The 24,990-nt window shown below is 39.5% G+C and carries 24 protein-coding genes and 1 pseudogene; 11 read left to right on the top strand and 14 right to left on the bottom strand.

Annotated features, from left to right (window positions below; genetic code table 11):
• Positions 1–635: 635 nt before the first annotated feature.
• Entirely contained in the window at positions 636–911 is a 276-nt protein-coding gene (locus A9J31_RS04955) for a hypothetical protein (RefSeq protein WP_067762855.1), read from the bottom strand.
• A gap of 220 nt (positions 912–1,131) precedes the next feature.
• On the opposite strand from A9J31_RS04955, the gene A9J31_RS04950 reads away from it, so the two are divergent.
• Positions 1,132–1,773: a YczE/YyaS/YitT family protein gene (locus tag A9J31_RS04950; RefSeq protein ID WP_067762854.1), complete on the top strand. Its 642-nt coding sequence runs from the start codon at positions 1,132–1,134 to the stop codon at positions 1,771–1,773.
• 526 nt (positions 1,774–2,299) lie between these two features.
• Here A9J31_RS04950 and tyrS read toward each other — a convergent pair.
• On the bottom strand, positions 2,300–3,532 hold the full coding sequence (gene tyrS / locus A9J31_RS04945; RefSeq protein ID WP_162270474.1) for a tyrosine--tRNA ligase: 1,233 nt from the start codon (positions 3,530–3,532) through the stop codon (positions 2,300–2,302).
• 63 nt (positions 3,533–3,595) lie between these two features.
• Between tyrS and A9J31_RS04940 the strand changes: the two genes are divergently transcribed.
• Entirely contained in the window at positions 3,596–4,723 is a 1,128-nt protein-coding gene (locus A9J31_RS04940) for an anhydro-N-acetylmuramic acid kinase (protein ID WP_067762853.1), read from the top strand.
• Between the two features lie 87 nt (positions 4,724–4,810).
• On the opposite strand, the gene A9J31_RS04935 is transcribed toward A9J31_RS04940, so the two are convergent.
• The 4 genes from A9J31_RS04935 to A9J31_RS04920 all read right to left on the bottom strand — a co-directional run bounded on the left by A9J31_RS04935 (position 4,811) and on the right by A9J31_RS04920 (position 9,339).
• Entirely contained in the window at positions 4,811–6,097 is a 1,287-nt protein-coding gene (locus tag A9J31_RS04935) for a lytic murein transglycosylase (protein WP_067762852.1), read from the bottom strand.
• Positions 6,098–6,814: 717 nt separating this feature from the next.
• A complete protein-coding gene (locus tag A9J31_RS04930) occupies positions 6,815–7,936 on the bottom strand; it encodes a 5-(carboxyamino)imidazole ribonucleotide synthase (RefSeq protein ID WP_067762851.1) in 1,122 nt (373 codons plus the stop codon).
• Between the two features lie 27 nt (positions 7,937–7,963).
• A complete protein-coding gene (purE, locus tag A9J31_RS04925; RefSeq protein WP_067762850.1) occupies positions 7,964–8,476 on the bottom strand; it encodes a 5-(carboxyamino)imidazole ribonucleotide mutase in 513 nt (170 codons plus the stop codon).
• Between the two features lie 524 nt (positions 8,477–9,000).
• Complete coding sequence (locus A9J31_RS04920) at positions 9,001–9,339, bottom strand: DMT family protein (protein WP_067762849.1); 339 nt, start codon at positions 9,337–9,339, stop codon at positions 9,001–9,003.
• Between the two features lie 268 nt (positions 9,340–9,607).
• On the opposite strand from A9J31_RS04920, the gene mpl reads away from it, so the two are divergent.
• Positions 9,608–10,972, top strand: a complete 1,365-nt coding sequence (gene mpl, locus A9J31_RS04915; RefSeq protein WP_067762848.1) for a UDP-N-acetylmuramate:L-alanyl-gamma-D-glutamyl-meso-diaminopimelate ligase — start codon at positions 9,608–9,610, stop codon at positions 10,970–10,972.
• A 94-nt stretch (positions 10,973–11,066) separates the two neighbouring features.
• Here mpl and A9J31_RS04910 read toward each other — a convergent pair whose 3' ends face one another.
• Complete coding sequence (locus tag A9J31_RS04910; protein ID WP_067762847.1) at positions 11,067–11,351, bottom strand: GNAT family N-acetyltransferase; 285 nt, start codon at positions 11,349–11,351, stop codon at positions 11,067–11,069.
• A 338-nt stretch (positions 11,352–11,689) separates the two neighbouring features.
• Complete coding sequence (locus A9J31_RS04905) at positions 11,690–11,971, bottom strand: GNAT family N-acetyltransferase (protein WP_067762846.1); 282 nt, start codon at positions 11,969–11,971, stop codon at positions 11,690–11,692.
• Positions 11,972–12,127: 156 nt separating this feature from the next.
• On the opposite strand from A9J31_RS04905, the gene A9J31_RS04900 reads away from it, so the two are divergent.
• Together A9J31_RS04900 and A9J31_RS04895 are read left to right on the top strand one after the other, a co-directional pair.
• Positions 12,128–13,321, top strand: coding sequence for a sugar transporter (locus tag A9J31_RS04900; protein WP_067762845.1), 1,194 nt, complete (start codon positions 12,128–12,130; stop codon positions 13,319–13,321).
• 299 nt (positions 13,322–13,620) lie between these two features.
• Positions 13,621–14,586, top strand: coding sequence for a TerC family protein (locus A9J31_RS04895; protein ID WP_067762844.1), 966 nt, complete (start codon positions 13,621–13,623; stop codon positions 14,584–14,586).
• Between the two features lie 105 nt (positions 14,587–14,691).
• Here the strand turns inward: A9J31_RS04895 and A9J31_RS04890 are convergent, their stop codons facing one another.
• Positions 14,692–15,297, bottom strand: a complete 606-nt coding sequence (locus A9J31_RS04890) for a nucleotidyltransferase family protein (protein WP_067762843.1) — start codon at positions 15,295–15,297, stop codon at positions 14,692–14,694.
• 220 nt (positions 15,298–15,517) lie between these two features.
• On the opposite strand from A9J31_RS04890, the gene guaD reads away from it, so the two are divergent.
• The 3 genes from guaD (at position 15,518) to A9J31_RS04875 (ending at position 18,035) form a co-directional block, all read left to right on the top strand.
• The gene (gene guaD, locus A9J31_RS04885) at positions 15,518–16,837 is read left to right on the top strand and encodes a guanine deaminase (RefSeq protein WP_067762842.1); all 1,320 of its coding nucleotides are present in this window, start codon (positions 15,518–15,520) and stop codon (positions 16,835–16,837) included.
• Positions 16,838–17,070: 233 nt separating this feature from the next.
• A complete protein-coding gene (hpt, locus tag A9J31_RS04880; protein WP_067762841.1) occupies positions 17,071–17,598 on the top strand; it encodes a hypoxanthine phosphoribosyltransferase in 528 nt (175 codons plus the stop codon).
• 179 nt (positions 17,599–17,777) lie between these two features.
• On the top strand, positions 17,778–18,035 hold the full coding sequence (locus A9J31_RS04875; RefSeq protein WP_067762840.1) for a GlsB/YeaQ/YmgE family stress response membrane protein: 258 nt from the start codon (positions 17,778–17,780) through the stop codon (positions 18,033–18,035).
• Positions 18,036–18,093: 58 nt separating this feature from the next.
• Here the strand turns inward: A9J31_RS04875 and A9J31_RS04870 are convergent, their stop codons facing one another.
• Both A9J31_RS04870 and dmeF read right to left on the bottom strand, forming a co-directional pair.
• Positions 18,094–18,795, bottom strand: a complete 702-nt coding sequence (locus A9J31_RS04870; protein ID WP_067762839.1) for a DsbC family protein — start codon at positions 18,793–18,795, stop codon at positions 18,094–18,096.
• 70 nt (positions 18,796–18,865) lie between these two features.
• Positions 18,866–19,872 (bottom strand): annotated as a pseudogene (gene dmeF / locus A9J31_RS04865) (CDF family Co(II)/Ni(II) efflux transporter DmeF).
• A gap of 58 nt (positions 19,873–19,930) precedes the next feature.
• Here dmeF and A9J31_RS04860 point away from each other — a divergent pair.
• From A9J31_RS04860 to A9J31_RS04850, 3 genes are all read left to right on the top strand, one after another.
• A complete protein-coding gene (locus A9J31_RS04860; RefSeq protein ID WP_067762837.1) occupies positions 19,931–20,197 on the top strand; it encodes a metal/formaldehyde-sensitive transcriptional repressor in 267 nt (88 codons plus the stop codon).
• A gap of 107 nt (positions 20,198–20,304) precedes the next feature.
• Entirely contained in the window at positions 20,305–21,495 is a 1,191-nt protein-coding gene (locus tag A9J31_RS04855) for an MFS transporter (RefSeq protein ID WP_435366434.1), read from the top strand.
• A 130-nt stretch (positions 21,496–21,625) separates the two neighbouring features.
• Positions 21,626–22,759, top strand: coding sequence for a hypothetical protein (locus tag A9J31_RS04850; protein WP_150923089.1), 1,134 nt, complete (start codon positions 21,626–21,628; stop codon positions 22,757–22,759).
• Positions 22,760–23,019: 260 nt separating this feature from the next.
• Here A9J31_RS04850 and A9J31_RS04845 read toward each other — a convergent pair whose 3' ends face one another.
• The 3 genes from A9J31_RS04845 to A9J31_RS15315 all read right to left on the bottom strand — a co-directional run.
• Positions 23,020–23,940, bottom strand: a complete 921-nt coding sequence (locus tag A9J31_RS04845) for an HNH endonuclease (RefSeq protein WP_067762835.1) — start codon at positions 23,938–23,940, stop codon at positions 23,020–23,022.
• A gap of 61 nt (positions 23,941–24,001) precedes the next feature.
• A complete protein-coding gene (locus tag A9J31_RS04840; protein ID WP_067762834.1) occupies positions 24,002–24,844 on the bottom strand; it encodes a type ISP restriction/modification enzyme in 843 nt (280 codons plus the stop codon).
• Positions 24,822–24,990: IS1 family transposase (locus A9J31_RS15315; protein ID WP_162270473.1), on the bottom strand; the 169-nt coding region annotated here is incomplete at its 5' end. The genes A9J31_RS15315 and A9J31_RS04840, both read right to left, overlap by 23 nt.

Here is a 24,990-nt window from a genome sequence, read left to right as displayed (position 1 = left end):
CTTGGCTCATCAATTTTCTGACATTAATTTCTCAAATAAACTTCGAGTAATTTCTACCATCAATCAATGAAAATAATTTCGACTGATCAACTAGTAAAAATCCACACAAGTTGTTCTTCATAATCTCTTAATGATCTTTCTAATACCTCGTCAGTATTAGATGCTGGACTTCAATAAACTTAACAACTCAACGCTTCGCGTTTCGTTCGTTTCCGTCTATCTCGTCGGTATGGAGTGCATTCTAGAGCATTTCAGAATCATTGCAACCCCCAATTCACTATATTTTTCACGTATGTATCTTTTATAGTCATTTTTGCTAAAAAAATTGCATTTTTACTTATTTTTTAGCCATTTTTTATAAAAAAAATCATTTTATTTGGGATTTTATTTATTTAAATGATCTCTGAAAGAAAAATACTTTCAGAGTTTTTAGATCTAAGTCACCCACCTTAGTTCAAAAAACAATCTAACCACCCTATCCACCAAATCCTACACTGTAATAAAGTGCTTTTACGTTGCTTAAAGCTTCAAATCCAAGCTAAATAACCTCAAAAAACATTTTTAAATTAAATCGCCATCCTAAACAGTGATCATAATTATTATTCTTTCATCCACTTTTATATATTTAGATACTTTTATTCATACTCGCAGACTAAATATTGCATCACATCTAAAATTGCTTGCTGTTTACCAATAAAGTCTTCTGCGGAAAAAAATAATTTTGCTCGTTTAGGTAATTGCTCACGCACTAATGCAAAGAGTTGATACTTTGCTGCTATATCTAATGCGTCGAATTGTTGCTTGGTTTGTGCAAATAACTGTTGTTTCATCTGCATTGGCTGATATTCAAATAAAAATCTTAATATTTCATCAATTTGTTCATCTTTATTCTGTGTATCGTAATAGCTCATTGACTACTCTTATTTTTCATTTGGACTTATTGTTCCATAAGCCTACTTTTCCCAAAAATCATTTTAATTACATCTATAGTCACTTTTTCTGATGAAGCACATATCATCTAAACAATCACTAATAACGATCATTTAGCAAAATATGGGCTATTTTTCGGCTATAGCAGCATAGAAGCGATAGATTTGATCACTTAGACTGCTTTTTATTTCAGCTATAACCATGCCTGCTCACTTTCCTTCTCGACTAATGCTTTTACTGTCTGGACTTATCTTATTGGCGTTTGGCGTAGTGCTGTCTATCCACTCACAACTCGGCACCTCTCCTATTTCCTCAGTCCCTTATAGTTTTAGCTTTATATTCAACATGAGTGTGGGCACATTAACAGTACTCATGCATATAGTGATGATTGTGCTGCAAATGCTGATTTTAAGATCGCGTTTTCAATGGGTGCAGTGGTTACAACTGCCTATTGGCGTTGTTTTTGGCATATTTATCGATGGGTTAATGTGGCTGACACAAGGTTGGAGCATTGAAAACTACGCTTTACAACTCATAGCTTGCCTCATGAGCTGTTTAATTACGGCCTTTGGCGTATGTTTGGTGGTGAAAGCCAATTTAGTCTTTCTTGCGGCTGAAGGTTTATACCAAGCTATCGCGATCCGCTATCAACTCGAATTCGGTAACTGTAAAACCTATGGAGATATTGTTTTAGTGAGCATTGCGGCACTTGCAAGTTGGATCGTGCTTCATGAAGTGATTGGGGTACGTGAAGGCACTATTATCACCGCACTTTTGGTCGGCACATTAGTGAAACGAATTTTACCAAAATTGAGTTTTATTCAACTCAATGCCAAGGCTTAAAGATTTCGTGCAGCTGTTTTAAATACTACGTTATATAGACACCTTACTATATAGAACAATAAGATCATGAATACCAAAGCTCCCAAAACGGGGGCTTTTTTATGATTAGCACAAATGATAGGTCGATATCGCATGTATAAAAAGATATAGAAATGAAATTGAAGATATAAAAAAGGGAAAGATCTCTCCCAAAATCTCTCCCTTAGAATTGAATCTTTAGTCGATCCATCGTGTAGTTATTATAGTTATCTGTTTACTTCACTAAAAAAAGAGTCCCTTGGGGAAGAGACTGATAAAAAGTGGAGTTATCGTTATGTACCCTCTAGATGGTATATAAATTCTCTAGATGAATAAATCTTATACATAATATTCAGGAAATGCAACACATTTGGCAAAATTTAAGTATTGTTTTTATAAGGTTTTTTTTGAATTTGCTTATTTATATTATTCATATAACAAATGTATAAAAAAAGCAGGCGGAAGCCTGCTTTTAATTCAATAACTTAACTAAAAATTCAAGAATTTATTAGTCGGTAAAAGTGACTTTTGCAATCGCTTTTTTGCTCGCTTGAATGATTAAAGTTTTGTTTTCTGACACAGCATAACCCGCATCAACCACTTCCCAGTCTACTTTTACCGCACCGCGACCAATTGCATCTTTTGCTTGTGCCGCATTTTTGGTTAAACCAGCTTCACGCAGAATAGACGTGATAAAGATTTCACCACCAAATGCACCACGAGAAATCGTCACTTCAGGTGTACCTTCAGGTAATTCACCCTCTGTAATCAAGTTACCTGCACCTTTATGCGCGTTCGCCGCTGCTTCAGCACCGTGGAATCGTTCAACTAATTCAAGCGCAAGGATTTTCTTCACATCTTGTGGATTACGACCTTCAGCCACTTCTTTGAGCAATACTTGAATCTCTTCAACAGTTTTAAAGCTCAACAAGTCAAAATAACGTTCAATTAATGCATCTGGCATTGAAAGTACTTTTTGGTACATCGCACCCGGTGCATCAAAAACTGCAATATAGTTGCCTAACGATTTAGACATTTTATTTACGCCGTCTAAACCCTCAAGAATAGGCACAGTAATACACACTTGTGCGTCTTGATCATAACGACCTTGTAAGGTACGCCCCATCAACAAGTTAAAGGTTTGGTCTGTACCACCTAACTCAACATCTGCATGCAATGCAACCGAGTCATAACCTTGTACCAATGGATACAAAAATTCATGAATCGCAATTGGCTGATGACTGTTATAACGTTTTGTAAAGTCATCGCGCTCTAACATACGTGCTACAGTTTGCTGTGACGCCAACTGAATTAAGTCAGCAGCAGATTTTTCTGCAAACCATTCTGAGTTAAAAACAACTTTCGTTTTTGCAGGATCAAGAATTTTAAAGACTTGTTCTTGATATGTTTTTGCGTTTTCTAATACTTTTTCGCGCGACAATGGCGGACGCGTTGCGCTCTTACCCGTTGGGTCGCCAATCATTGCAGTATAGTCGCCAATCAAGAAGTAAACTTCATGACCTAAGTCTTGGAATACTTTTAATTTATTAATTAAAACTGTATGACCTAAATGCAAATCTGGTGCTGTAGGATCAAAACCCGCTTTAATTTTAAGCGGACGGTTTTCTTTTAACTTTTTAAGAAGATCTTCCTCAGAAATAATTTCATGAGTGCCTCGTTGAATGAGGGCAAGTTGTTCTTCAGCCGGCAGGAAATTTGACATCACAAAACCCAAACACATCAGTTATTCAATTTGTGCGATATACTAACACTTTTTCAGCATATTGCAGGCTTAAGAATCATCATGACAGCGATCTATATTGGGGTAATGACCGGCACGAGTATGGATGGTGTCGATATTGTTGCTGCTTCTTTTGATCCTTTAGAGATTCACGCGACACTCACCCTTCCTTTTGATCCAGACCTTCGCGATGAACTCATGGCACTCACTTTGCCAGATGACAACGAAATTGATCGTATGGGTAAAGCCGATGTCGCACTGGCTCAAATGATTGGTCATGGCATCAATGAGATGATTGAGAAAAATCAGCTTGATCGTAGTCAAATCAAAGCCATTGGTTCGCATGGTCAGACTATTCGACATCGTCCTGAACATGGTTTTACTCTGCAAATTGGTGATCCCAATATTATCACTGAGCTCACTCAGCTCCCTGTAATTTCAGATTTTCGCCGTCGTGATATGGCTGCAGGTGGTCAAGGGGCACCGTTGGTACCTGCATTTCATCAAGCGCTCTTCCAACACGATAGTATTCACCGTGTGATATTAAATTTGGGTGGTATTGCCAATGTTAGCATGTTGCCTGCAGGTCAACCTGAAGCCGTGTATGGCTTTGATACAGGTCCAGCTAACATTTTAATGGATGCTTGGTGTGAACGTTATACTGGCCAGCCTTATGATGAAAATGGTAACTGGGCGGCTTATGGTCAACCTATTCGTAGCTTACTCGACCGCCTGCAAGCTCATGAATTTTTTTCTAAAGAACCACCCAAAAGTACTGGTCGTGAAGACTTCAATCTAGAATGGCTTGATGAACAGATTTTGGATTGGCGCGGAGATCTCGAATATGACGAGCTTGAAGATACGCCTGAAAATATTCAAGCAACACTCATGAAACTCACCACACGTGCTATTAAAAAAGCGATTTACCGCTCAAATATGGACACAGGTGAAGTGTATGTCTGTGGTGGCGGTGCATATAACTCACATTTATTGGAGCAGTTGCGCTGGCGTTTACGTAAACATGAATGGACAGTACAAAGTACCGCAGATTTAGGTTTAAGCCCGACTTGGGTTGAAGCTACTGCTTTTGCTTGGTTAGCGATGCGTTTTATGAATCAATTGAGTGGAAACTTACCTAGCGTAACAGGTGCTGCGGGCTACCGCATTTTAGGCACCATCACTGCTGTTTAACCCTCATCTGCATCATTAAAACAAAATAAAGAAGGTCTGCTGAAGCAGACCTTCTTATTACACGCATTACAAAAGAAACCGCTAAAGTTAATTCATCATTGCTTTCGCATTTTCGTTACGGAACGCACGCAAAATTTGTTGACCTGCACGACCTGTCGGACTCAAACCAAGTCGATTTTGTTCCTGACGAATTGCTTGGCGGGTTTTATCACCAATTAACCCATCCACTTTGCCAATGTCATAACCACGATTGAGCAAGAACTGTTGAATTTCACGACGTTCAGCACGTGAAGTACCTGGATCATCAGTTGGCCAAGTTGCCATAATAGCGCCCTTGCCTTGTAAACGATCCGATAAATGCGCAATCGCTAAAGCATAACTTTCTGCCGCGTTATAACTATAAATGGCATCAAAGTTTTTAAACACTAAGAATACTGGGCCACTTGCACCTGCTGGAGCCATCAATCCTGCTTGGCTCGAGCCTGAAAGATTACCTTGAATTAAAGCCGTCCCATCTGCACGAACCAAACCACGACTCATCCAGCTGTCTAAAGACTTTTTATTACGGCGACTTTCTCCACTGATCGACATGCCATCCGGAATTTTGACTTCAAAACCCCACGGTTGACCAGTTTGCCAGCCTCGTTTTTTTAAGAAGTTCGCAGTTGATGCCAAAGCATCGGTAGTACTCGAAACCAAATCACGACGGCCATCGCCATCAAAGTCGACAGCCAACTCTTCATAAGTACTTGGCATAAATTGGGTATGACCAAATGCACCCGCCCATGAGCCTTTCAACTGTGATTCATTTAAATCACCACGCTGCAAAATCCGCATAGCAGCAAAAAACTCACCACGGAAATAACTTTGACGTCGCCCCTCACAGCTCAAGGTACCTAAAGACTGTAATAAAGGATAAGTTCCTGCAATATCACCAAAATTACTTTCCACGCCCCAAACAGCAACCACAGTTTCCGCAGGCACACCATAGGCTGCTGCCACACGGTTTAAGACTTCTCGGTGCTGTGCTAATTTTTGCTGACCGAATTGCACCCGCTCTTCATCAACTAAACCAGATAAATAATCCCAGATCGGTGTGGAAAATTCGGGTTGATAGTTCAATTTTTCAATGACTGAATAGTCTGGGCTTAAATTTTGCGTATATCGATCATACGTCGAGGCACTCACACCCGCATTGATCGCTTGTGAGCGCAAGTTGGCAAGACAACTTTGAAAATTATTTTTTGGCGCGACGCTATTCATCGCAGGCATGCTTGACGCATTGACGGACTGACCATTAATAATCAACTCGGCATTTGCCTGAGTCATTGCCAAAAAAGCAGTCCCGAAAACAAATCCTAAGTGATGTTTCATACCCTTAATCTTTTTTTGAATTTAAATTGTTGTTTTAACAATAGCAGCTCAAAACAAAAGTTAAAGGTTCAAAACGTAAATTTAAATTCATATTTTATACTTATTTAAATTCATTTTTAAAATTTGAATTCAAATACAGTTATCCACAAGGAAAATTTTAAATTCATTTATAAAAAATAGCACTTCAAATTTAAATTCAAAACTTTTAAATTTAAAAATATAAATTCATTAAGCTAAAAGTTATCCACAAACATTTTCTTTCACATTCATTTTTATAATCAAAATCTTATACAGGAAAAACAACAAAATTTTTGCATTTTAAGCACATCTATTAATTTGAATTCATAGAGTTTAAATTCAAAATATTTTTAATGAATTCATTTTTCATATTTAAATTCAAAAACTTTGAATTCATTGCTTTGATTGTCGGTTTTTTGAATTCAAATTCATTGTTTAAATTTAAAAACAAAATTTGAATTCAAAAAGGCATTATTCTTTTTAGATGCTGCCAGACTATACATAGAGCTATAAGCACAACAAAGATGCGATAGTTAACGCAGAATATTTATAAACGACTGAACATTTTATGATCAATAGTTTCTTATTGTTTCACCGATAAACGGTGTGATATTACAAAGAGGCGCAATAATGCCCGAACTGTAAACATAAAAAAAGCGGCCATTTGCATGACCGCTTTTTTATCATTCAAACTTGCTTTTAAATGCTCATATCTTCGCTAAGTGCCAGTGGATTCGGCAAAATTTTCGCCAATGCACGACATAAAGGCGTCAATTCAGCACTATCATTCGGCATAAGAGTAATGTGACCAATTTTACGACCTTCGCGCTCTGTTTTGTTATACAGGTGCATATGTGCGCCATTGAGCGCCAATACTTCTTCAGACTTCGGATATTGACCAATGATGTTAATCATCACAGTTGGGCGAACCACCTCAGTCGAGCCTAAAGGCAAACCTGCTACAGCACGAATGTGATTTTCAAACTGTGAGCACACAGCGCCTTCAATTGACCAGTGACCTGAATTGTGCACACGTGGTGCCATTTCGTTGGCATACAAACCTTTGTCCGTCACAAACAGCTCTAAGGTCAACACACCCACATAATTCAAATGATTAAGCAGGCGGGTGATGTAGTCTTGCGCTACAGGTTGTAAATCTACACTGTTCGGTGCAGGAACAATAGAGTGTGACAAGATGCCGTTATGGTGGTGGTTTTCAGCCAGTGGCCACGTTTTCACATCACCATCTTGACCGCGTACCGCAATGATTGAAACTTCACGTGAGAAGGTTACAAAGCTTTCCGCGATCAATTCACCCGCGGGGCCAAGTTCCGCCCAAGCTTGGTCGATTTGATCGGCTGTACGCAGTACAAATTGACCTTTACCATCGTAACCACCACGTGAAGTTTTCAGTACGATTGGTAAACCCAGTTCAGCTACAGCAGCTTGCAGGCTTTCCAATGAAGTCACTGCTTTATACGGCGCAACTGGAATCGCCAATTCATCAAATAGTGCTTTTTCAGACAAACGATGTTGAGCAATCGCTAAAGCTTGACGAGGAGGGTGCAAATCTTTGTTTTTGGTCAAGACATCAACATCAGTCAAAGGCGTATTTTCAAACTCTAAGCTGAAAACATCGGCACTGTTGATGAAGTCTTGTAAACCATTTTGTGCTTGCGTCGAAATCACTTGACCCAAAGCAGCGGATGGACAATCTGTGCTGGCTTCAAAGAAGGTACATTGAATGTTTAGTGGAAGCGCTGCTTGCGCCATCATTCGACCGAGTTGGCCGCCACCAAAAATACCAATGGTTTTGTTCATAACATCTGTCCCGTATTAAGCTTGGCTTTAGTTTTGACCCGGAATATTTTTGCTAGCAACTTTTTCAGTTTGCGCTGCACGGAAATCCGCAACATTTTTGGCAATCTCAGGACGTGTTAAACCTAAAATTTGTGCTGCCATAATTGCCGCATTGGTTGCACCAGCTGGACCAATCGCCAAAGTACCGACTGCAATACCAGCAGGCATTTGTACAATCGAAAGCAGTGAATCTACACCATTTAAAATTGATGATTTAACCGGCACACCGAGTACAGGAAGATCAGTCTTTGCTGCACACATACCTGGTAAATGTGCTGCGCCGCCAGCACCAGCAATAATCACTTGAATCCCACGATCACGTGCAGTTTCAGCATATTCAAATAAACGATCTGGAGTACGGTGTGCAGACACCACTTCCGCTTCAAAAGGGACGCCAAGCTGTTTCAGCATATTGGCAGTGTTTTCTAGCGTTGCCCAATCTGATTGAGAACCCATGATAATTCCAACGAGAGGAGTGTCTTGTGAAGCGGCCGCATTCATTGCAATGTTTCCAGAGATTAAAGTAAGAGAGAGTAAATCTCGACTAGAGCCAAGCTTTAATAAGAGCCCCATATTATAGACTGAAAATTCATCTCAATAAAATTTAACGGTTGTCTTTAAAAGAAAACTTCATAATTTTTTTATGAAAATAATTTTATTTTTTTCAATTTTATTAAAACTTTCATTAAATCAATATGTATAAGATGTTTTAAACATGAAATAGCTCTACGTAATTCTCGCTCTAAGTATAAGTACTCAGAGCTTTACTCAAAAGATTCAACTCAACATCAATCTACCTGGAAAAGACTTGAGCCAATTACAGCAACAAAAAGGCGATAACACTCCAATTAACCGTAGTGGCTTTTTTTATGAAAAATTTGAATTCTCGAAAAATCAGCCATTGAAGTAAATAATTATGTTTTTTTACTACGAAGGTTCCACTGCAAGAGACCCTGAGTGGAGTAAAGTACTAAAATGCCCGCAAACACGCATCGGTTAAATGATGAAATACGTATTTGTTAAATTTAAGCGCTGCGAAATACGAAATACACACACCCTAAAAGGCATAAACCCGCCCATAAATAATCCAATTTAAAGGGTTGTTTAAAAAGAAAAATCATAAATGGGACAAACACCAATAAAGTAACGACTTCTTGGGTAATTTTCATCTGTCCCAAAGACCATCCATGTTTTGCCAACAAACGCGTTGCTGGAATCATAAAACTGTATTCGAGTAGCGCAATTGCCCAACCAAATAAAATCGCTTGCCACAAAGGCGCATCATGCAAAAACTTGAGATGACCATACCAGGCCAATGTCATAAAACAATTGGAAATCAGCAACAAAAATAGCGCTAAAGACATAAAGGAGCAGACCTGAAAAATTTAGGTTTTATTGTACGGATTTCAGACTTAAATTCAGCATATGTACTGGTTTTTTTCATGCAGTTAGACATCGAAAAAAGGGCAGACCTGTCAAGGAGATTCACCAGCGATTTTTTATCGATGACGATACAAAAAAATCTATCTTTTAGCTAAGACCCTTGCTATGGTTGCTTTCAAATTGAAATAAATCTGACAACAGCCCTAAAAACAAGGTGATGTGTCTATAAAAGAAGTGGAGTAATAAGGAATGCATCTGCATATTTTGGGTATTTGTGGCACCTTCATGGGATCATTAGCACTGCTTGCTCGTGATCTAGGACACAAGGTGACGGGTTCAGACCAAAATGTCTATCCACCCATGTCGACCCAACTTGAAAATGCAGGCATTACCTTAATGCAAGGTTATGACCGCAGCCATTTACAACCGCATCCAGATCTTGTGATTGTTGGTAATGCCATGAAGCGTGGCATAGATGCAGTTGAATATATGCTCAATGTTGGTCTTCCTTATATTTCAGGCCCGCAATTCCTTGCTGACCATGTATTACAAGGCAAGCATGTCTTAGGTGTTGCAGGTACACACGGTAAAACGACAACAACGACCATGCTCGCTTGGGTCCTCGATCAAGCAGGTTTAGAACCAGGCTTTTTGATTGGCGGTGTGCCATTGGGTTTCACTGAGAGTGCACGTTTAGGCGGTGGAAAATACTTCTGTGTTGAAGCAGATGAATACGATTCTGCATTCTTCGACAAACGTTCGAAGTTCGTGCATTATCATCCAAAAACGGCGATTTTAAATAACCTAGAATTTGATCATGCCGACATTTTTGATGATTTGGCTGCGATTCAAAAACAGTTCCATCATTTAGTACGTACGATTCCATCTGAAGGTCGCATCATTGCACCTATTACAGAAACCAATATTGACGAAGTGCTTGAACAAGGTTGCTGGACACCTGTGGTACGAACCAGCCTAGATGCCAATGAAAAGTCTGAACTGTACGCAGAACAACTATCGAACGATGGTTCTCACTTCAAAGTATTACAACACGGTGTGGTAAAAGGTGAAGTTCAATGGAACATGACAGGGCAGCACAGCGTAGCCAATGCTTTGGCGACTATCGCAGCAGCTGAACATGTCGGTGTTTCTGTTGCTACAGCTTGTGAAGCTTTGTCTAATTTTGGTGGTGTAAAACGTCGTATGGAGCTACTAGGCACTATACGTGGCATTGAAGTGTATGACGACTTTGCTCATCACCCAACTGCAATTGATACCACACTGGAAGGTGCACGTAAGCGCTTGGGTGAACGTAAGCTTTGGGCGGTGATTGAGCCACGCTCAAATACCATGCGTATGGGTAGCCATAAAGATGGCCTTGCACATTCTGCACGTTTAGCAGATGAAGTGATTTGGTATCAACCAGAAGGTTTAGATTGGGATCTTGCTCCAGTCATTGCAGCAGCACCGAACAAAGCTGTCGTGGCACGTTCACTTGATGACATCGTTCAAACCATCGTAAGTGAGGCAGGTGAGGGCGATGCTGTGGTGATTATGTCGAATGGCGGTTTTGGTGGTTTACATCAAAAGCTCATTGCAGCATTGAAAGCTTAGCTCAATCAAATGAAATAAAAGGAGCCTGCGAAGCGGGCTTTTTTTATTCTGAAATTTTCAAATAAAATCCAACATGGCGAAACTTTTACATTCTTTAAGCTACAACATCCGCAAAGCTTTTTTCACGTCGGAACATGACTTCAACATAAGAACAGGTAGGCACAATTTTCAATTGTTTCTCTCGAGCAAAGGCTACCAAAGTATCTAACAATACCCTTGCCACACCCTGACCACGCAATGAATCATCGACCCAAGTGTGATTCGCAATAATGGTATGTTCATCCCGCCAAATATAACTAATTTCGGCAATACGTTGACCGTGCTCATTCAGTTGAAAGAATTCGCCCTTTTGACCGTTTTGCTGATACTGAAAAGTCACTGTAATCTCCCTCTGTTTATGAAAAAATATGTGATGTAACAAACAAATAAGTGTAATTGTACAGAATAAAAACAAGATAAATGAGCTGTTGAAGCACAATAAATCTGTTTCTTTTTCACATTAATTTAAAAATAACACTATTCACACTCGCCGGATTTTTCTTATGGATTTTTATACACTCGCAATCTTGGTATTGCTTATCGCTGCAACATTACTGATTATTTCAATGTTTAAATCACGCTATTAAAAGCAACTAAACAAATCATGTACAACATCAAAAAAAGCCTGTTTCATACATGAACAGGCTTTTTTTATTATGCCGCTTTTCACATATTGAATTAGCGTAAAACATCGCGAATAGATTCATCTTTATCAAAGACGGATTTAGCAAAAGGGCACAGTGGAATAATTTTTACCTGTTTCTCTCGGGCGAAATTCACGGCAGCATCCAATAAATGACGTCCAACACCTTGCCCTCTCAAGCTGTCACTGACATCTGTATGATCAATAATGAATTTGTCTTCTCCAGCCCAGGAATATGTCATTTCAGCTAAACGCTCACCATCTTGCTCAATAAAAAATGCGCCTTTGTTTTGGTCATCTTGTTGTTGTACGAACATCTATCTCATCCTCTGATTTTTCTATAAATTCGCATTTTAATCGCTAAAATACTGTTGCTTTTGTATTACTTCTAATTATACCTGCACCTACTTAAGCATTTCCCTCGCTCGTAACTCGCATTAAAATATGGTTTATCTTATTAAGCGAAGACAATCATGTCTGCTTCTCCCTCCGAAACACCATCATCAGGTTCATGGATCTGTGTGATTGCCCTGGCATTTGCCGCGTTTATTTTTAATACCACTGAATTCATCCCTGTTGCCTTACTCAGTGATATAGGTCAAAGCTTCAGTATGGCAGCCACTGATGTTGGCATTATGATTACCCTTTATGCTTGGGTGGTTGCACCAATTTCTTTACCCATCATGCTACTGACCAAAAACATTGAGCGGCGCTTCTTATTAATCAGTTTGTTTACTGTGTTCATCGTGAGTCATGTGTTGTCCTATTTTGCATGGAGTTTTAACACACTACTCGTCAGCCGGATTGGTATTGCATTTTCGCATGCATTATTTTGGTCTATTACTGCATCACTTGCTGTGCGCGTCGCACCCAAAGGCAAAGAGTTTCAGGCCTTAGGTTTATTGGCAACAGGAACAGCCTTGGCCATGGTCCTCGGTATTCCATTTGGCCGTATGGTCGGAGAAGCCTATGGCTGGCGCAATACCTTTGCCTTAATTGCTATTGGCGCAACGGTTGTTTGCCTGATTCTTGCCAAGACCTTACCCAAATTACCAAGCGTGAACTCAGGCTCTCTTAGTAGTTTAAAACTATTGATCAAACGCCCTAGTCTGATGATGGTATTCGCATTAACCATCATTGTGATCACAGCACAATTCACCGCTTATAGTTATATTGAACCCTTTGCCCTCAATATTGCTCATTTCAGCTCAATGCAAACCACCACATTATTGTTAATCTTTGGTGCAGCAGGCTTTATTGGGTCATATTTATTTGGAAAATTTGGTGGAAAATATCCTAAATTGGCGATTCCGCTGTGTACTGCAATCCTTGCAATCGCCATGTTATTGCTATGGCCCTTAGCCTCAAGTTTTAGCGGTATCAGCACTGTCTGTTTACTTTGGGGTATGAGCATTATCGGCTTTAGTTTGGCATTACAGTCTAAAACCTTAAATTTAGCGTCTGATGCTACAGATGTTGCGATGGCCATTTATTCAGGTTTGTACAATGTCGGCATTGGCGGTGGGGCACTCTTAGGCGGAATGGTTAGTGTACACATTGGCTTGAGTTACATCGGCCTGATTGGCGGTGTGATCGCGGTAATGGGTACTGTATTGGCATTCGTATTAGTACAACGTGCTGATTTTAAAACTTTAGAGCAAAATTAGATATTTTGTAAAACCACATTGCACTCATGTTAAAAAACTGTCATGCTTCGCCGCATATTTGGACAAAGTCCAAAACAGAATTTGAACAAGGGGAGTAGCCTCCTCCAAGCGTAAATTCCGATTTACGTGTCAGAATATCGTCATTACACTTTGCAAAAAGTCGGTATCTGAGCATCTCACTGCAAAACATTACAGTAAGATGTAGGCAAGACCTTGATCATGTTGTCTCAGACGTTTTATTGCGTCTGGCAACTGGTCAAGGTTTTTTTATGGCTGGTTGTTGGATGTGGAGAATACACATGGAAACGATCGGCACCTTGTGGCTGTATCTGGCATTTTTCGGTTTAGTTGCCGTGATGCTTCTTATCGACTTTTTAGGCTTTAAAAATAACCAAGGCCAAGAGGTTAAAGTTAAAACTGCTGCCTATTGGAGTATTGCTTGGGTATCTGTCGCAACTTTATTTGGTGGCGCACTTTGGCTTTACTTACAACAAACTGCTGGTGTAGCCATCGCAAACACCAAAGTCATGGAATACTTTGCAGGTTATTTATTAGAAAAATCCCTCGCAATTGATAACGTATTCGTTTGGCTGATGATTTTTGCAGCCTTCGCTATTCCACCAGCATTACAACGTAAATTATTGCTATACGGGGTACTTGGTGCGATTGTGCTGCGCACAATTTTTATTTTTATTGGTGCGTGGTTCGTTCAAGAATTCTCATGGGTGCTGTATATCTTCGGTGCGTTCTTGGTATATACCGGCTTTAAGTTCCTTAAAGGTCAGGACGAAGAAGAAACCAATATTGAAGATATGGCCATTTTAAAATGGTTACGTAAGCACATGCGCATTACCCCACAAATGCATGAAGACAAATTCTTTGTCCGCCAAAATGGCATGCTTTGGGCAACGCCTTTGTTCTTGGTGCTAATTTTAGTCGAAGCTTCTGATGTGATCTTTGCAGTCGACTCAATCCCAGCGATTTTTGCGGTAACGTCTGATCCCTTTATTGTCTTAACTGCAAACTTAATGGCAATTTTAGGTCTGCGTGCGATGTTCTTCTTATTGTCTGGTGCTGCATCTAAAATGCATTACTTACCGTATGGCCTGGGCATCATCTTAGTGTTTATTGGCGGTAAAATGCTGCTGCTGGATGTATTCCACATGCCAATTTGGATTTCACTCGGTTTTATTGTGATTACACTTACAATTACCGCTTGGCTGTCTATTCGACACAGTAAAAAGTACAACGAGACTATGCTTTAAGTACCTAGCATCAACCGATATTTAAGCGAATAAATAAAAAGCCTTCCTACAATTGGAGGGCTTTTTTAGTATTGATCGATCTTAATTTGATAGGCCATTTCGAACTTATTTTTCAACATTAGCATCTACAAGGCTGAGCTTAGGCCAACGTTGCATCCATTGTTTAGAAACCACTCGCTGCTGAAATACGGCATAACTGACCAAACGTGGATTCCAACGCAACTTGAGCTCAAATAAATCGTTCAGACCAAAGGGCGCGATGATTTCAATTTCTTGCTCCGCTTTTAATTTCACCGCCACAGCAGTTGCGGTTTCAGGCCAAAACGACAAAGCATGCTCAATTGATTTGAGCGGCTGAATAGACTCACCATTATCTAAACGATACCAATGATGTACCACCGCTTGATTGGTCACATCCCATTGTATCAATGGAAAGAAAGACTGCATTTCTTTTTGGATCTGATCACTATGAGTACCGTTATCCTCAGCATCATAAAATATGATATCCACCTCAGTATGAGAAAGTGTATAGCTGTGTTGGTGTAGCACTGACCACAGCATATTTCGAATTACACCTGCGGCAATATACGCACTGGCATCCACCAAATAAAGCTGCTTTAAAATAGACATGATGCCGTCATGTTGCTGAATCAGTTGCTGCAAGCGCTCAACATACGTGGCTTCAAGCTGTGATTGATTCACAGGATGCATTGGATAGGACATAGATACACGGTTGAATTCTATTCTTTGATTCGATTTAGCCTGACACAAGCGCATTGATTTAATCAATCGCTTTGAAAAAATGACATGCTCTCGACATACATTAATAGCTGTTCGATGTTTTAGAACATGATCCTCTAATTACAGCAACGCCTTTTCTAGCCAAATTAAGCTACAATCAACCGAAAAAATTCTAAACTGTAGGTATGTCATGTCTTCTGTTATCGCATCAACCGCAATTCGCGGCCGCTTCCTAGATATTCAGAATACAGTTGCCCAAGCACGTGAAATTCACGACCAAGTGCGCTATTTCGAAGATGGTTTGCTAATTACGCAAGCCGGAAAAATTCAATGGTTCGGTCCATGGTCTGATGGCCAACACCATCTCCCAGATCAGGTTGAAGTACAGCATTATTCCGATCAATTGATTGTTCCGGGTTTCATCGATACCCATGTTCATTATCCACAAACGGAAATGATGGGAGCTTATGGTGAACAGCTACTGGAATGGCTCGATACCTATACCTTTCCAACTGAAATCCAATTTGAAGATCCGGCTTATGCAGAGCAAATTGCACAGTTCTTTGTAAACGAGTTACTCAAAAACGGAACCACAACAGCCCTTGTTTTTTGTACCGTTCATCCACAATCGGTCGATGCTTTATTTCAAGCCGCTGAACAGCATCAAATGCGTTTAATTGCAGGCAAGGTTATGATGGATCGTCATGCACCTGAAGCATTATGTGACACAGCTGAGAGTGGCTACAACGACTCCAAAGCACTCATTGAGAAGTGGCATGGCAAGGGCCGTAACCTGTATGCCATCACGCCTCGCTTTGCCCCAACCTCAACGCCTGAGCAATTGGCACGGGCAGGGGAGCTCAAAGCTGAATTTCCGGATGTTTATGTACATACCCATCTCAGCGAAAATAAAAATGAAATCGCTTGGGTCAATGAACTTTTCCCTGAACAAAAAGGTTATTTGGATGTTTATCATCATTATGGACTGACGGGATCTCGTTCAGTCTTCGCACACTGTGTGCATTTACAAGACAGCGAATGGGACTGCATGCATGCCACTGATTCAGCCATCGCATTTTGCCCTACGTCGAATCTATTTTTAGGCAGTGGCTTATTTCCATTGAAAAAGACTTGGGAAAAACAAGTCAAAGTAGGACTGGGCACAGACATTGGTGCTGGCACCTCTTTTAACCAACTGCAAACCATCAATGAAGCATATAAAGTACAACAGCTCCAAGGGGAAAAGTTATCTGCCTTTGAAGCCTTATATCACGCCACTTTAGGCGGCGCAAAAGCACTTGATTTAGATGGCAAACTCGGCAATTTCAATATCGGTAAAGAAGCTGATTTTGTTGTGCTCGATTTAAAAGCTACAGCTTTACAAGCCTTACGTCAGCAACGCGCTAAAAATCTGGAAGATGCACTTTTCGCCCTGATGCTGATGGGCGATGACCGTAATATTCATGCCACCTATGTGTACGGACAATGTGCCTATGTCAAACAAAACTAGCCAAGATCCACACATTGCAAAGCATGCCAAAACATACATTAAATGGGGGCTGTTTTTGCTCGGCTGTGCCTGCTTACTCAAGCGTGATAGTACTTCCAAGCCAAACTGATTACATTTTCAGCAGCAAAAAAGATGCATCTGTGAGCCAGATGTATTAAAATTGGATCATCTTTAGAGGTGTTGCAAGTCAACACCTTTTTTATTTTTTGATTTGCTTTTTTAGGTATCTACCCATGTCTGTTCAAATGAGCGTACTGATTTCCACTGAAGAAATTCAAGCTAAAGTGAAAGAGCTTGGCGCAACCATTGATGCACACTATGCTAACAGCGACAAAGAGTTGGTGTTAATTGGCCTTTTACGCGGTTCTGTGATTTTCATGGCGGATTTATGCCGTGCAATTTCTAAACCACACGAACTAGATTTCATGACGGTATCTAGCTACGGCGGTGGTACGGTATCAACGCGTGATGTAAAAATCTTAAAAGATTTAGACGGCGACATCCAAAACAAAGATGTTTTAGTGGTGGAAGATATTATTGACTCAGGTAATACCCTAAGCAAAGTTTTAGAAATTTTAAAAACCCGCAATCCAAACTCAATTGAATTATGTACGTTGGTGAGCAAGCCATCACGCCGTGAAATTGAACTTGATGTAAAATTTTTAGGCTTTGAAGTAGAAGATAAATTTATTGTTGGTTATGGCCTGGACTATGACCAAAAATATCGCCATATTCCATTTATTGGTGAAATTGGTCTTTAATACAGATCAGATACTTAAGAGTGGCCGAAGGCCACTTTTTTTATTTTTGGTCGTGTATTTTGAACAAAAAAACAACAGTTTTTAGCATGATCAGCCTATTGATCAAATTCAAATTGGCAGATTATAGAATCTGAACATGTCGTAAAAAACAAATACATGATAACAAAAGGAGAGTTACTATGTGGTCACTCATTGTTGCGATTGTCGTTGGTTTTATTGCTGGTTTAATCGCGCGTGCGATCCATCCTGGAGATGACAAAGCCGGCTTCCTTATGACCACTGTACTTGGGATTGCTGGTTCCTTACTTGCCACCTTTGGCGGACGAGTATTAGGTTTATACGGTGAAAATTCTGCTGCTGGTTTTATTGCGTCCGTCATTGGCGCGATTGTCATTCTATTTATTTATAATTTAGTGACTAAAAAAACCCGTGCTTAATTCAAAAAGCATCAGTTATAAAAATACCCGTTGAATACGGGTATTTTTTTGCAAAAAATTAGGGTTGTGCTTCTTTCAACATTTCCTCTAATTCAGCAGCAGGAGAGGCACCTGTAACGATCGCCCCATTGGCAAATACGATACCCGGAGTACCGCCCAATTTCAGGCTTTTAGCTAGTTTTAAATTACGTTCAATTGGGTTAGCGCAGCTCTTGCTAGACTTGGGCTGAATACCTTTGACGATTAAATTATTCCAGGCCAATTCTGGGCTAGCTTCACAAAAAACTTGCTTTGATGGTGTAATTGATTGCGGCTTCAATGCTGTGACAAAAGTATAAATAGTAATGTCATTGAGTTTAGCCAACTCTAATTCAAGACGTTTACAATATGGGCAATTTGGGTCAGAAAAGATCGCAATCTGACGTTTTCCATTCCCCCTTACGCTTTTAATCGCATCTTGAAAGGGTAGTTTATTCCAATCCGTTTTTTGTTGATTCATCATCAATTGTTTGGTCAGGTTTTTCTGATCTTTTAGACGAATCATCGAACCTGCGATAATGTAGTCTGCATTTTCACTGACATAAATCACCTGATCTTCAACGAAGCCACTATATACTCCAGGCATCTCAGTCGTTTGAATATTTTCAATTTTTAAACTTGGGTGTTTTTGCTGCAATTGTTTTTGTACAGCATTTACGTCAGCAAAAGTGAGGCTAGTCGCAGTGGCTAACACCATCAATGCACAAAGTTGTTTAATCATCTATTTAACACATTTATAGAAATATTTGCTGTCATTCTATGTCGAAATAAAAACTTGTCTTCAAATTTTTTCACATGCTTACGCAAACGCCACAACTGGTTTCACGTGGAACATCTAAGCAATACAGGGTTGATTAATTTCTACCGAGATATGCACAATTTCCTCATGAATTGATAAGGCTGCACGGACTTGGTCAGCAGTAAGCGTATCTTGTGTTTCAAGAGCAACAATACAAGAAAATTGCCCTTTCGCCACTTTCCAAACATGTAAGTCGGTTACAACAACACGCGCTGGTAAATCTTGCAAAACCTCACGAATTTCAGTGACAACAGGATGATTCATTTCTGCATCTAATAAAGTCTCTGCTGTTTCTTTGATTAAAGCAAATGCCCATTTTCCAACTAAAATTGCGCCTACAATTCCTAATACAGCATCAAGAAAGCTCCAACCTAGCCATTTTCCTGCAAATAAAGCAATGATCGCCAGTACCGATGTCACTGCATCGGCAACCACATGCATAAATGCAGCTTTTTGATTTAAATCATGATGCTGCCCATGCTCAGGCTGCAAGGCATGATGACTATGTTCATGTTCATGTTCATGTTCATGGTGATGGTGATGGTGATGGTCATCATGCAGCAACCATGCACAGATTAAATTCACCACCAAGCCTAAAATCGCAATCGGTATCGCCTCGTTATAATGAATCTGAACAGGATTAAATAAACGTTCAACCGAATGGAATGCCATAAACAATGCCACGACCATCAAGAGTATGGCACTGCTATATCCCGCTAAAATTTCAATTTTCCATGTACCAAAACTAAAACGACTGTCTTTTGCATAATAACGTGCTGCACGATAAGCAAAATAAGCTAAACCTAGAGCCAACATGTGCGAACTCATGTGCCAACCATCTGCCAAGAGTGCCATGGAATTAAAAATCCATCCTCCAATGACTTCTAGAAACATCATGACTGCCGTTAAAATGGTGGCAAGCAAAATACGTTTTTGCGCGAGTGGATTTCCATCATCAAATTGGTGATGATGGATTCTGACCGATGGGGAATGACTCATAATCTTTTTATGCTTAAATATACTCCCCCATAGTATATTTATTTTCGGGAGAATTGTATTGAGCCATTTACATCAAGACAAAAAAATATTGAATCGAGTAAAGCGCTTACAAGGACAAATCAATGCGGTAGATCAAGCCTTACAACAACCAGAAGCAGGTTGTATTGAGGTTTTACAACAGGTCGCAGCGATTAAAGGTGCAATCAATGGATTGATGAATGAATTAATCGAAGCACATTTGCGCCATCATGTTTTACCTGAAGGTGTGTCCATCAATGAGCAAGAATTAGAAGAGTTTATGACATTAATAAAACGTTATGGATAAGTTTTGCGCAGATTGATTGACCTAAGTGAAACATTCCTTTTACACTCTTAGGCTCTCTCTCCCTTCCAATATAGATTGTTTTACTGTCTATATAATGCGACCTAAACATGACGACAAAAGCTTCATGGCGACCCTTTTTAATGGTCAGCCTTGCACTCTGTATGGGTACAATTGGTACCGCACTAGCAAGTCCACTGTATCCGATTTACCAGCAACTATGGGGGCTGCTGCCGAGCCACATCACCTATATTTTTGTCGCGTATATGTTTGGGTGCTTGGCAACCTTGCTTTTTCTAGGGCGTACCAGTAACAGTATTGGTTTTCTGCGAACGCTACAAATTGGCTTAGGTTTTATTGTACTTGGGCTGACATTGTCAGTTTTTGCTGAAAACGCACTGTGGTTATCTATCGGGCGTTTTATCATTGGTATCGCTTCAGGACTGATTAGCACTTCGGCAATGCTAGGTTTGGTCTATACTATTCCAGAACAACATAAACAAAATGCGCCACAATTTAGTTCAATCATCACTGTTATCGGTTTTGGATTAGGTCCGTTCATTGGTGGCTTGATCGCACAATTTTCAACCGCGCCATTAATCACTCCCTATATTCCAGTGATCTTAGGTGGGATTGCTTGTTTAATCGGCCTATTTTTGATTAAAACTCCGTCTTTTGAACCTCAACCTTTCTCAATCGCGCCTCATCTTGAATTACCTGAACCTCAGTTTAAAGCTCGCTTTTATATTGCGGGTTTAACTGCTTTTTGTGCATTTGGATCTTTTAGTTTATTTGCTTCACTTGCTCCGTCATTCGTTAAAGAAGCCATACCTTGGCACGGGCCTTTAGTCAGTGGTTCAGCCATCGCCAGTATTTTATTGGTTTCTGCCTTAGTTCAGTTTTTTGCTAAATCATTTGAACCCGCAAAATGTGTAAATGCCGGTTTAATCGTGCTGATCTGTAGTTATGTTCTACTTGCACTCTGTATGACACTGCATTGGAGCAGTTTATTCTTCATCAGTGATATTTTGGTGGGTGTTGGGCATGGACTTGGATTATTGGGTGCATTTGGGCTTGTCCATCAAATGACACGTCCCGAGAATCGAGCTGCGGTTATATCAACATATTTATTTATCGGTTACTTAGGTACGATCATTCCAATTATTGCCGCAGGCTATTTGTCGGATCACTTTGGTTTAATCGCAGGCGTACTCGGTTTTTGTATTGGCGTGGGACTACTTTGTTTGCTGTTGCTCGTGTGGCAGAAAAAACTAGATTCCCGCATACCAGCTAAAAAATAATTCGCCTCCACAATTCGTGCTGCTTTTGTGAACAGATGCATTTTTTCAGGTAAGATCGCTCAGTGTCTTTTTAAAATTACTGAATATGCTCATTATTAAATGCGATATTGATCTAACTAAAAATAAAATTGTGGCGAAAAGCAATTACGGGGATATACGTTATATTTTACCTAACCAAGATATTCCCGCTTTAAAGCTCTATGATTTTGCGATGTGGGGATTTCTACCGATTGCTATGCGCTTAGGCTTGAATATACATATTCAAGGCAGCTTATCAATCCAATCTATTGAATCAGCACAACTCGTCTCAAAAGTGTGGGCCAGTTGGTTACCGAACTTATATCAGGCTGTACAAATTACAGCAGAGAGTATTATCCATCAGCCACAATCAGAACAGTCTCAACAAAACCTGACTTTTTTTAGCGGTGGCATAGATTCAACTTTTAGTTCATACAGCCACTTTTTAAAACACGGCAAAGACTCAGATTGTTTAACTGTACATGGTATGGATTATAAGTTTGATGATCATGCAAAATTTGAAGCCTTACTCGATCAAACAGCAGCATTTCGAAAGGAAGTTTTTAACACGAGCCATATCATTCAAACCGATGCCTATAACTTATACAGTAAATATGGATGTAACCCTAAAGGCTCACATGTAACACATATATTCTCTTTATTTTCATGTGCAACACTCTTTGATAAATATCAACACTATCGCATTGCAGCAGATTACAGGCTCGATCAGCAATTTTTCGTTCATCCTTACGGCTCAAACACAGCAACCAATCGATTAATGAAGAATCATAATGCCGATTTAACCACATTGGATGACCATGTCACACGGGCACAAAAAACTGCCTTTTTGAATCAATCTCAACTGGATTTAAGTACTTTATCAATTTGTGTAGATTATTCTGCGCGGCCTAAAAACTGTGGAAAATGTAGTAAATGCATGAGAACAAAAGCAATGTTTTATGCAATTGATTCAAAAATTCCAGAAATTTTTGTTGATACCCAATTTAATCAAGATTGGTTTCAAGCTATTCCATTTCATTCAAAATTAAACCGTGCTTTCATTTTTGATATTTTAGCGACTGTCGAAAGCGCATCTAAACAAGATGAATTTCCTGGGTATTCTAAGCTTAAAAATAAAGTGACAGCCGCTTCAAAACGAGCTGAAGTAAACCCATTTTATGGTATGAAATTTAAAGATATTATCAGAAACATTCTTAAAATTTTGTTTAGCCCTAACCGTGGCTAAGCAATAGCCATGATGCTGGTTTTTTTAGGTTCAAACATAAACAAAAGGACATAAATCAATGAGATTATGCCCTTTATTTTCAAACATGGTTTTTAAAATCTGAGGTCTTATTTACCAATACAGAATGTAATCACAATTATATTTTTAATATAAATTAATTACTTATGGTTTTAATTAAAACCTAGTGCCTAATAGGTGACTATTTATATCAGAGTAGGGCTTTTTAAGTTTCCAGCTTACACATTCATTTTATGAGTAGATTAATTATTGATAAACCTATTTCGATGCCATTCAAGGAAATCTTGCTTAGGTAAATATTGCTTAGGTACTTCTAATTTTTTACCTTCGTATTGCTTCAAATACATAAATAAAGCTTTGTCCTCTTTGGCCTTATTCGATATAACAACTCTGTATTGTTGATCTATAGTTATATAGCCTTTATCAAAAGCCTTATCTAATAACGATGATAAGCAAATGCCATTGAAGGGATTCTTGCGATTATCCCAATCTACTGCCCAGGGAATGATATGAGATGCAATAAGAAACTCTTTGGACGTAATACCAGAAATAGCACAGCGGTATTGGTAGTTTAATTTAACTTGCAAAGAGAAATCACGTTGGTCCTTGCCTCGAATTTTTACATTTGCTCTTTTATCTTCAACTCGATAATCAATATCTTCTTCTACTGAAGACATATCTAAAGCATCAAGTTGATTTTCTAAGCCCATTTTCAATAAGGCAATAAAATCAGTTTGATTAATCTCGTTCATGCCATATTGTTGAAAAAAATGTTCCCAGGTATTTCCTCGTTTCTTAAAGGTCCACTCAAAGTCTTCCAAGTCAGATTGTAAAATTGGGTCCTTGAAACGTATACCTTGCTCTACGTGAGCAATGACATGTTTATCTCTCTTTTTCTGGGTAGCATCATCTACATTATTGATATTCTGAATGCTTTTTATTTTTCCGAGACCATATATATAAAATTGACCTTTAACTTCAGATGCTTTTTGGGGTCTTCTATATAGGAAAAAATCACCTATTCGGGGCTTATTATACCTTGCCTGGTCCCAATGATATTCATCAAAGTCCTTATCGCCGTAAATCAAATGATCATTTTTACTATCGAAGATAAAGAACCTGAGACTAGGATTATTAAAACCTTCTAATAATGATTCGAACATAGCTACCCTTAGCTTTATTTTCTAAATAAAAAAAGCACTAGATAACTCTAGTGCCCAAAATTTAAATATCCAACTTCGGCAATGACTTCACAATCTTCATTGTTTCAAGGCTGACTGTAATCACACGCAAGAACAATTCAAGCGGATAAGCCGCGTTGTTCATCGTTTCAATTGCCCAATCGTTGGCATCGTTTACGATACCGCTGTCTTTGTGCGTAGAAACGCCCTGACGCTCCATTACCCACTCAAGTGCAGGCTTACCATTCACCACGTATTCATACGCTTCTACAGGGATGTCCTTGATCGTGATGCGCTTGTTGTAAACGACCGTACCTTTTTCACCTTTCTTGGCAAACTTCATTTTTTCGACACGGAAGTCATCAGCGGTTAGTTGGCTATACGGCGTAGTACCTGTGTCCAATGTTGCCTTGTATGGCTCTACTGTTTCATAGTTGAGATGCCAGTGAGCAAGGGCGCGTCCTGCTTTAGAGAATGCCCAAAAATCTTCGGCTTTCTTTACGCACGGAATACGTGGAAGTTCTTTGGTAAGGTTATCCGCATAACGCTCTCGGTATTCTTCACTGTGCAACAAGCCATACGTGTAATAGAAAATGTCTTCTTTTGCGATCTGCTCATTTGGATACGCCGTTTGAAAGTGCTGTAGGCCTTCGTCACTGATGCCGTCTTTACGCTCGTACTTGGTTTGAGTGACAGTTAAATCCAGCGATTCATCGAATAGATCGCCTAAACCAACGTTTTTATCTTGGGTGGCTTCTTCATATAGATAAAGTGGATAAACCTGCTGATTATATAAAGTTTTAAACTCTGTTAAGTGGTTAGAAATTAAAATACTAGGTGGTGTTCTAAAAAGTATGCTGGCATCAGACATAGCCATAATTGACATAGAAGAATACCAAATCAAACACCTTAAAGTGGTTATCAAACTTCTTTGAGAAGCAGCAGGTCTTTCGAACGGCTCGTCGCAATCGGTGCCTAAGGCGACAGTTATTACCTTCTATGCCTACCGTATGCTGCTTGCCGATTTGTTTC

Source organism: Acinetobacter gandensis (genome assembly GCF_001678755.1).
Taxonomy (GTDB): Bacteria; Pseudomonadota; Gammaproteobacteria; order Pseudomonadales; family Moraxellaceae; genus Acinetobacter; species Acinetobacter gandensis.
Note: the sequence above shows the minus strand (reverse complement) of the source record. Positions and strands in the feature narration are given on the sequence as shown.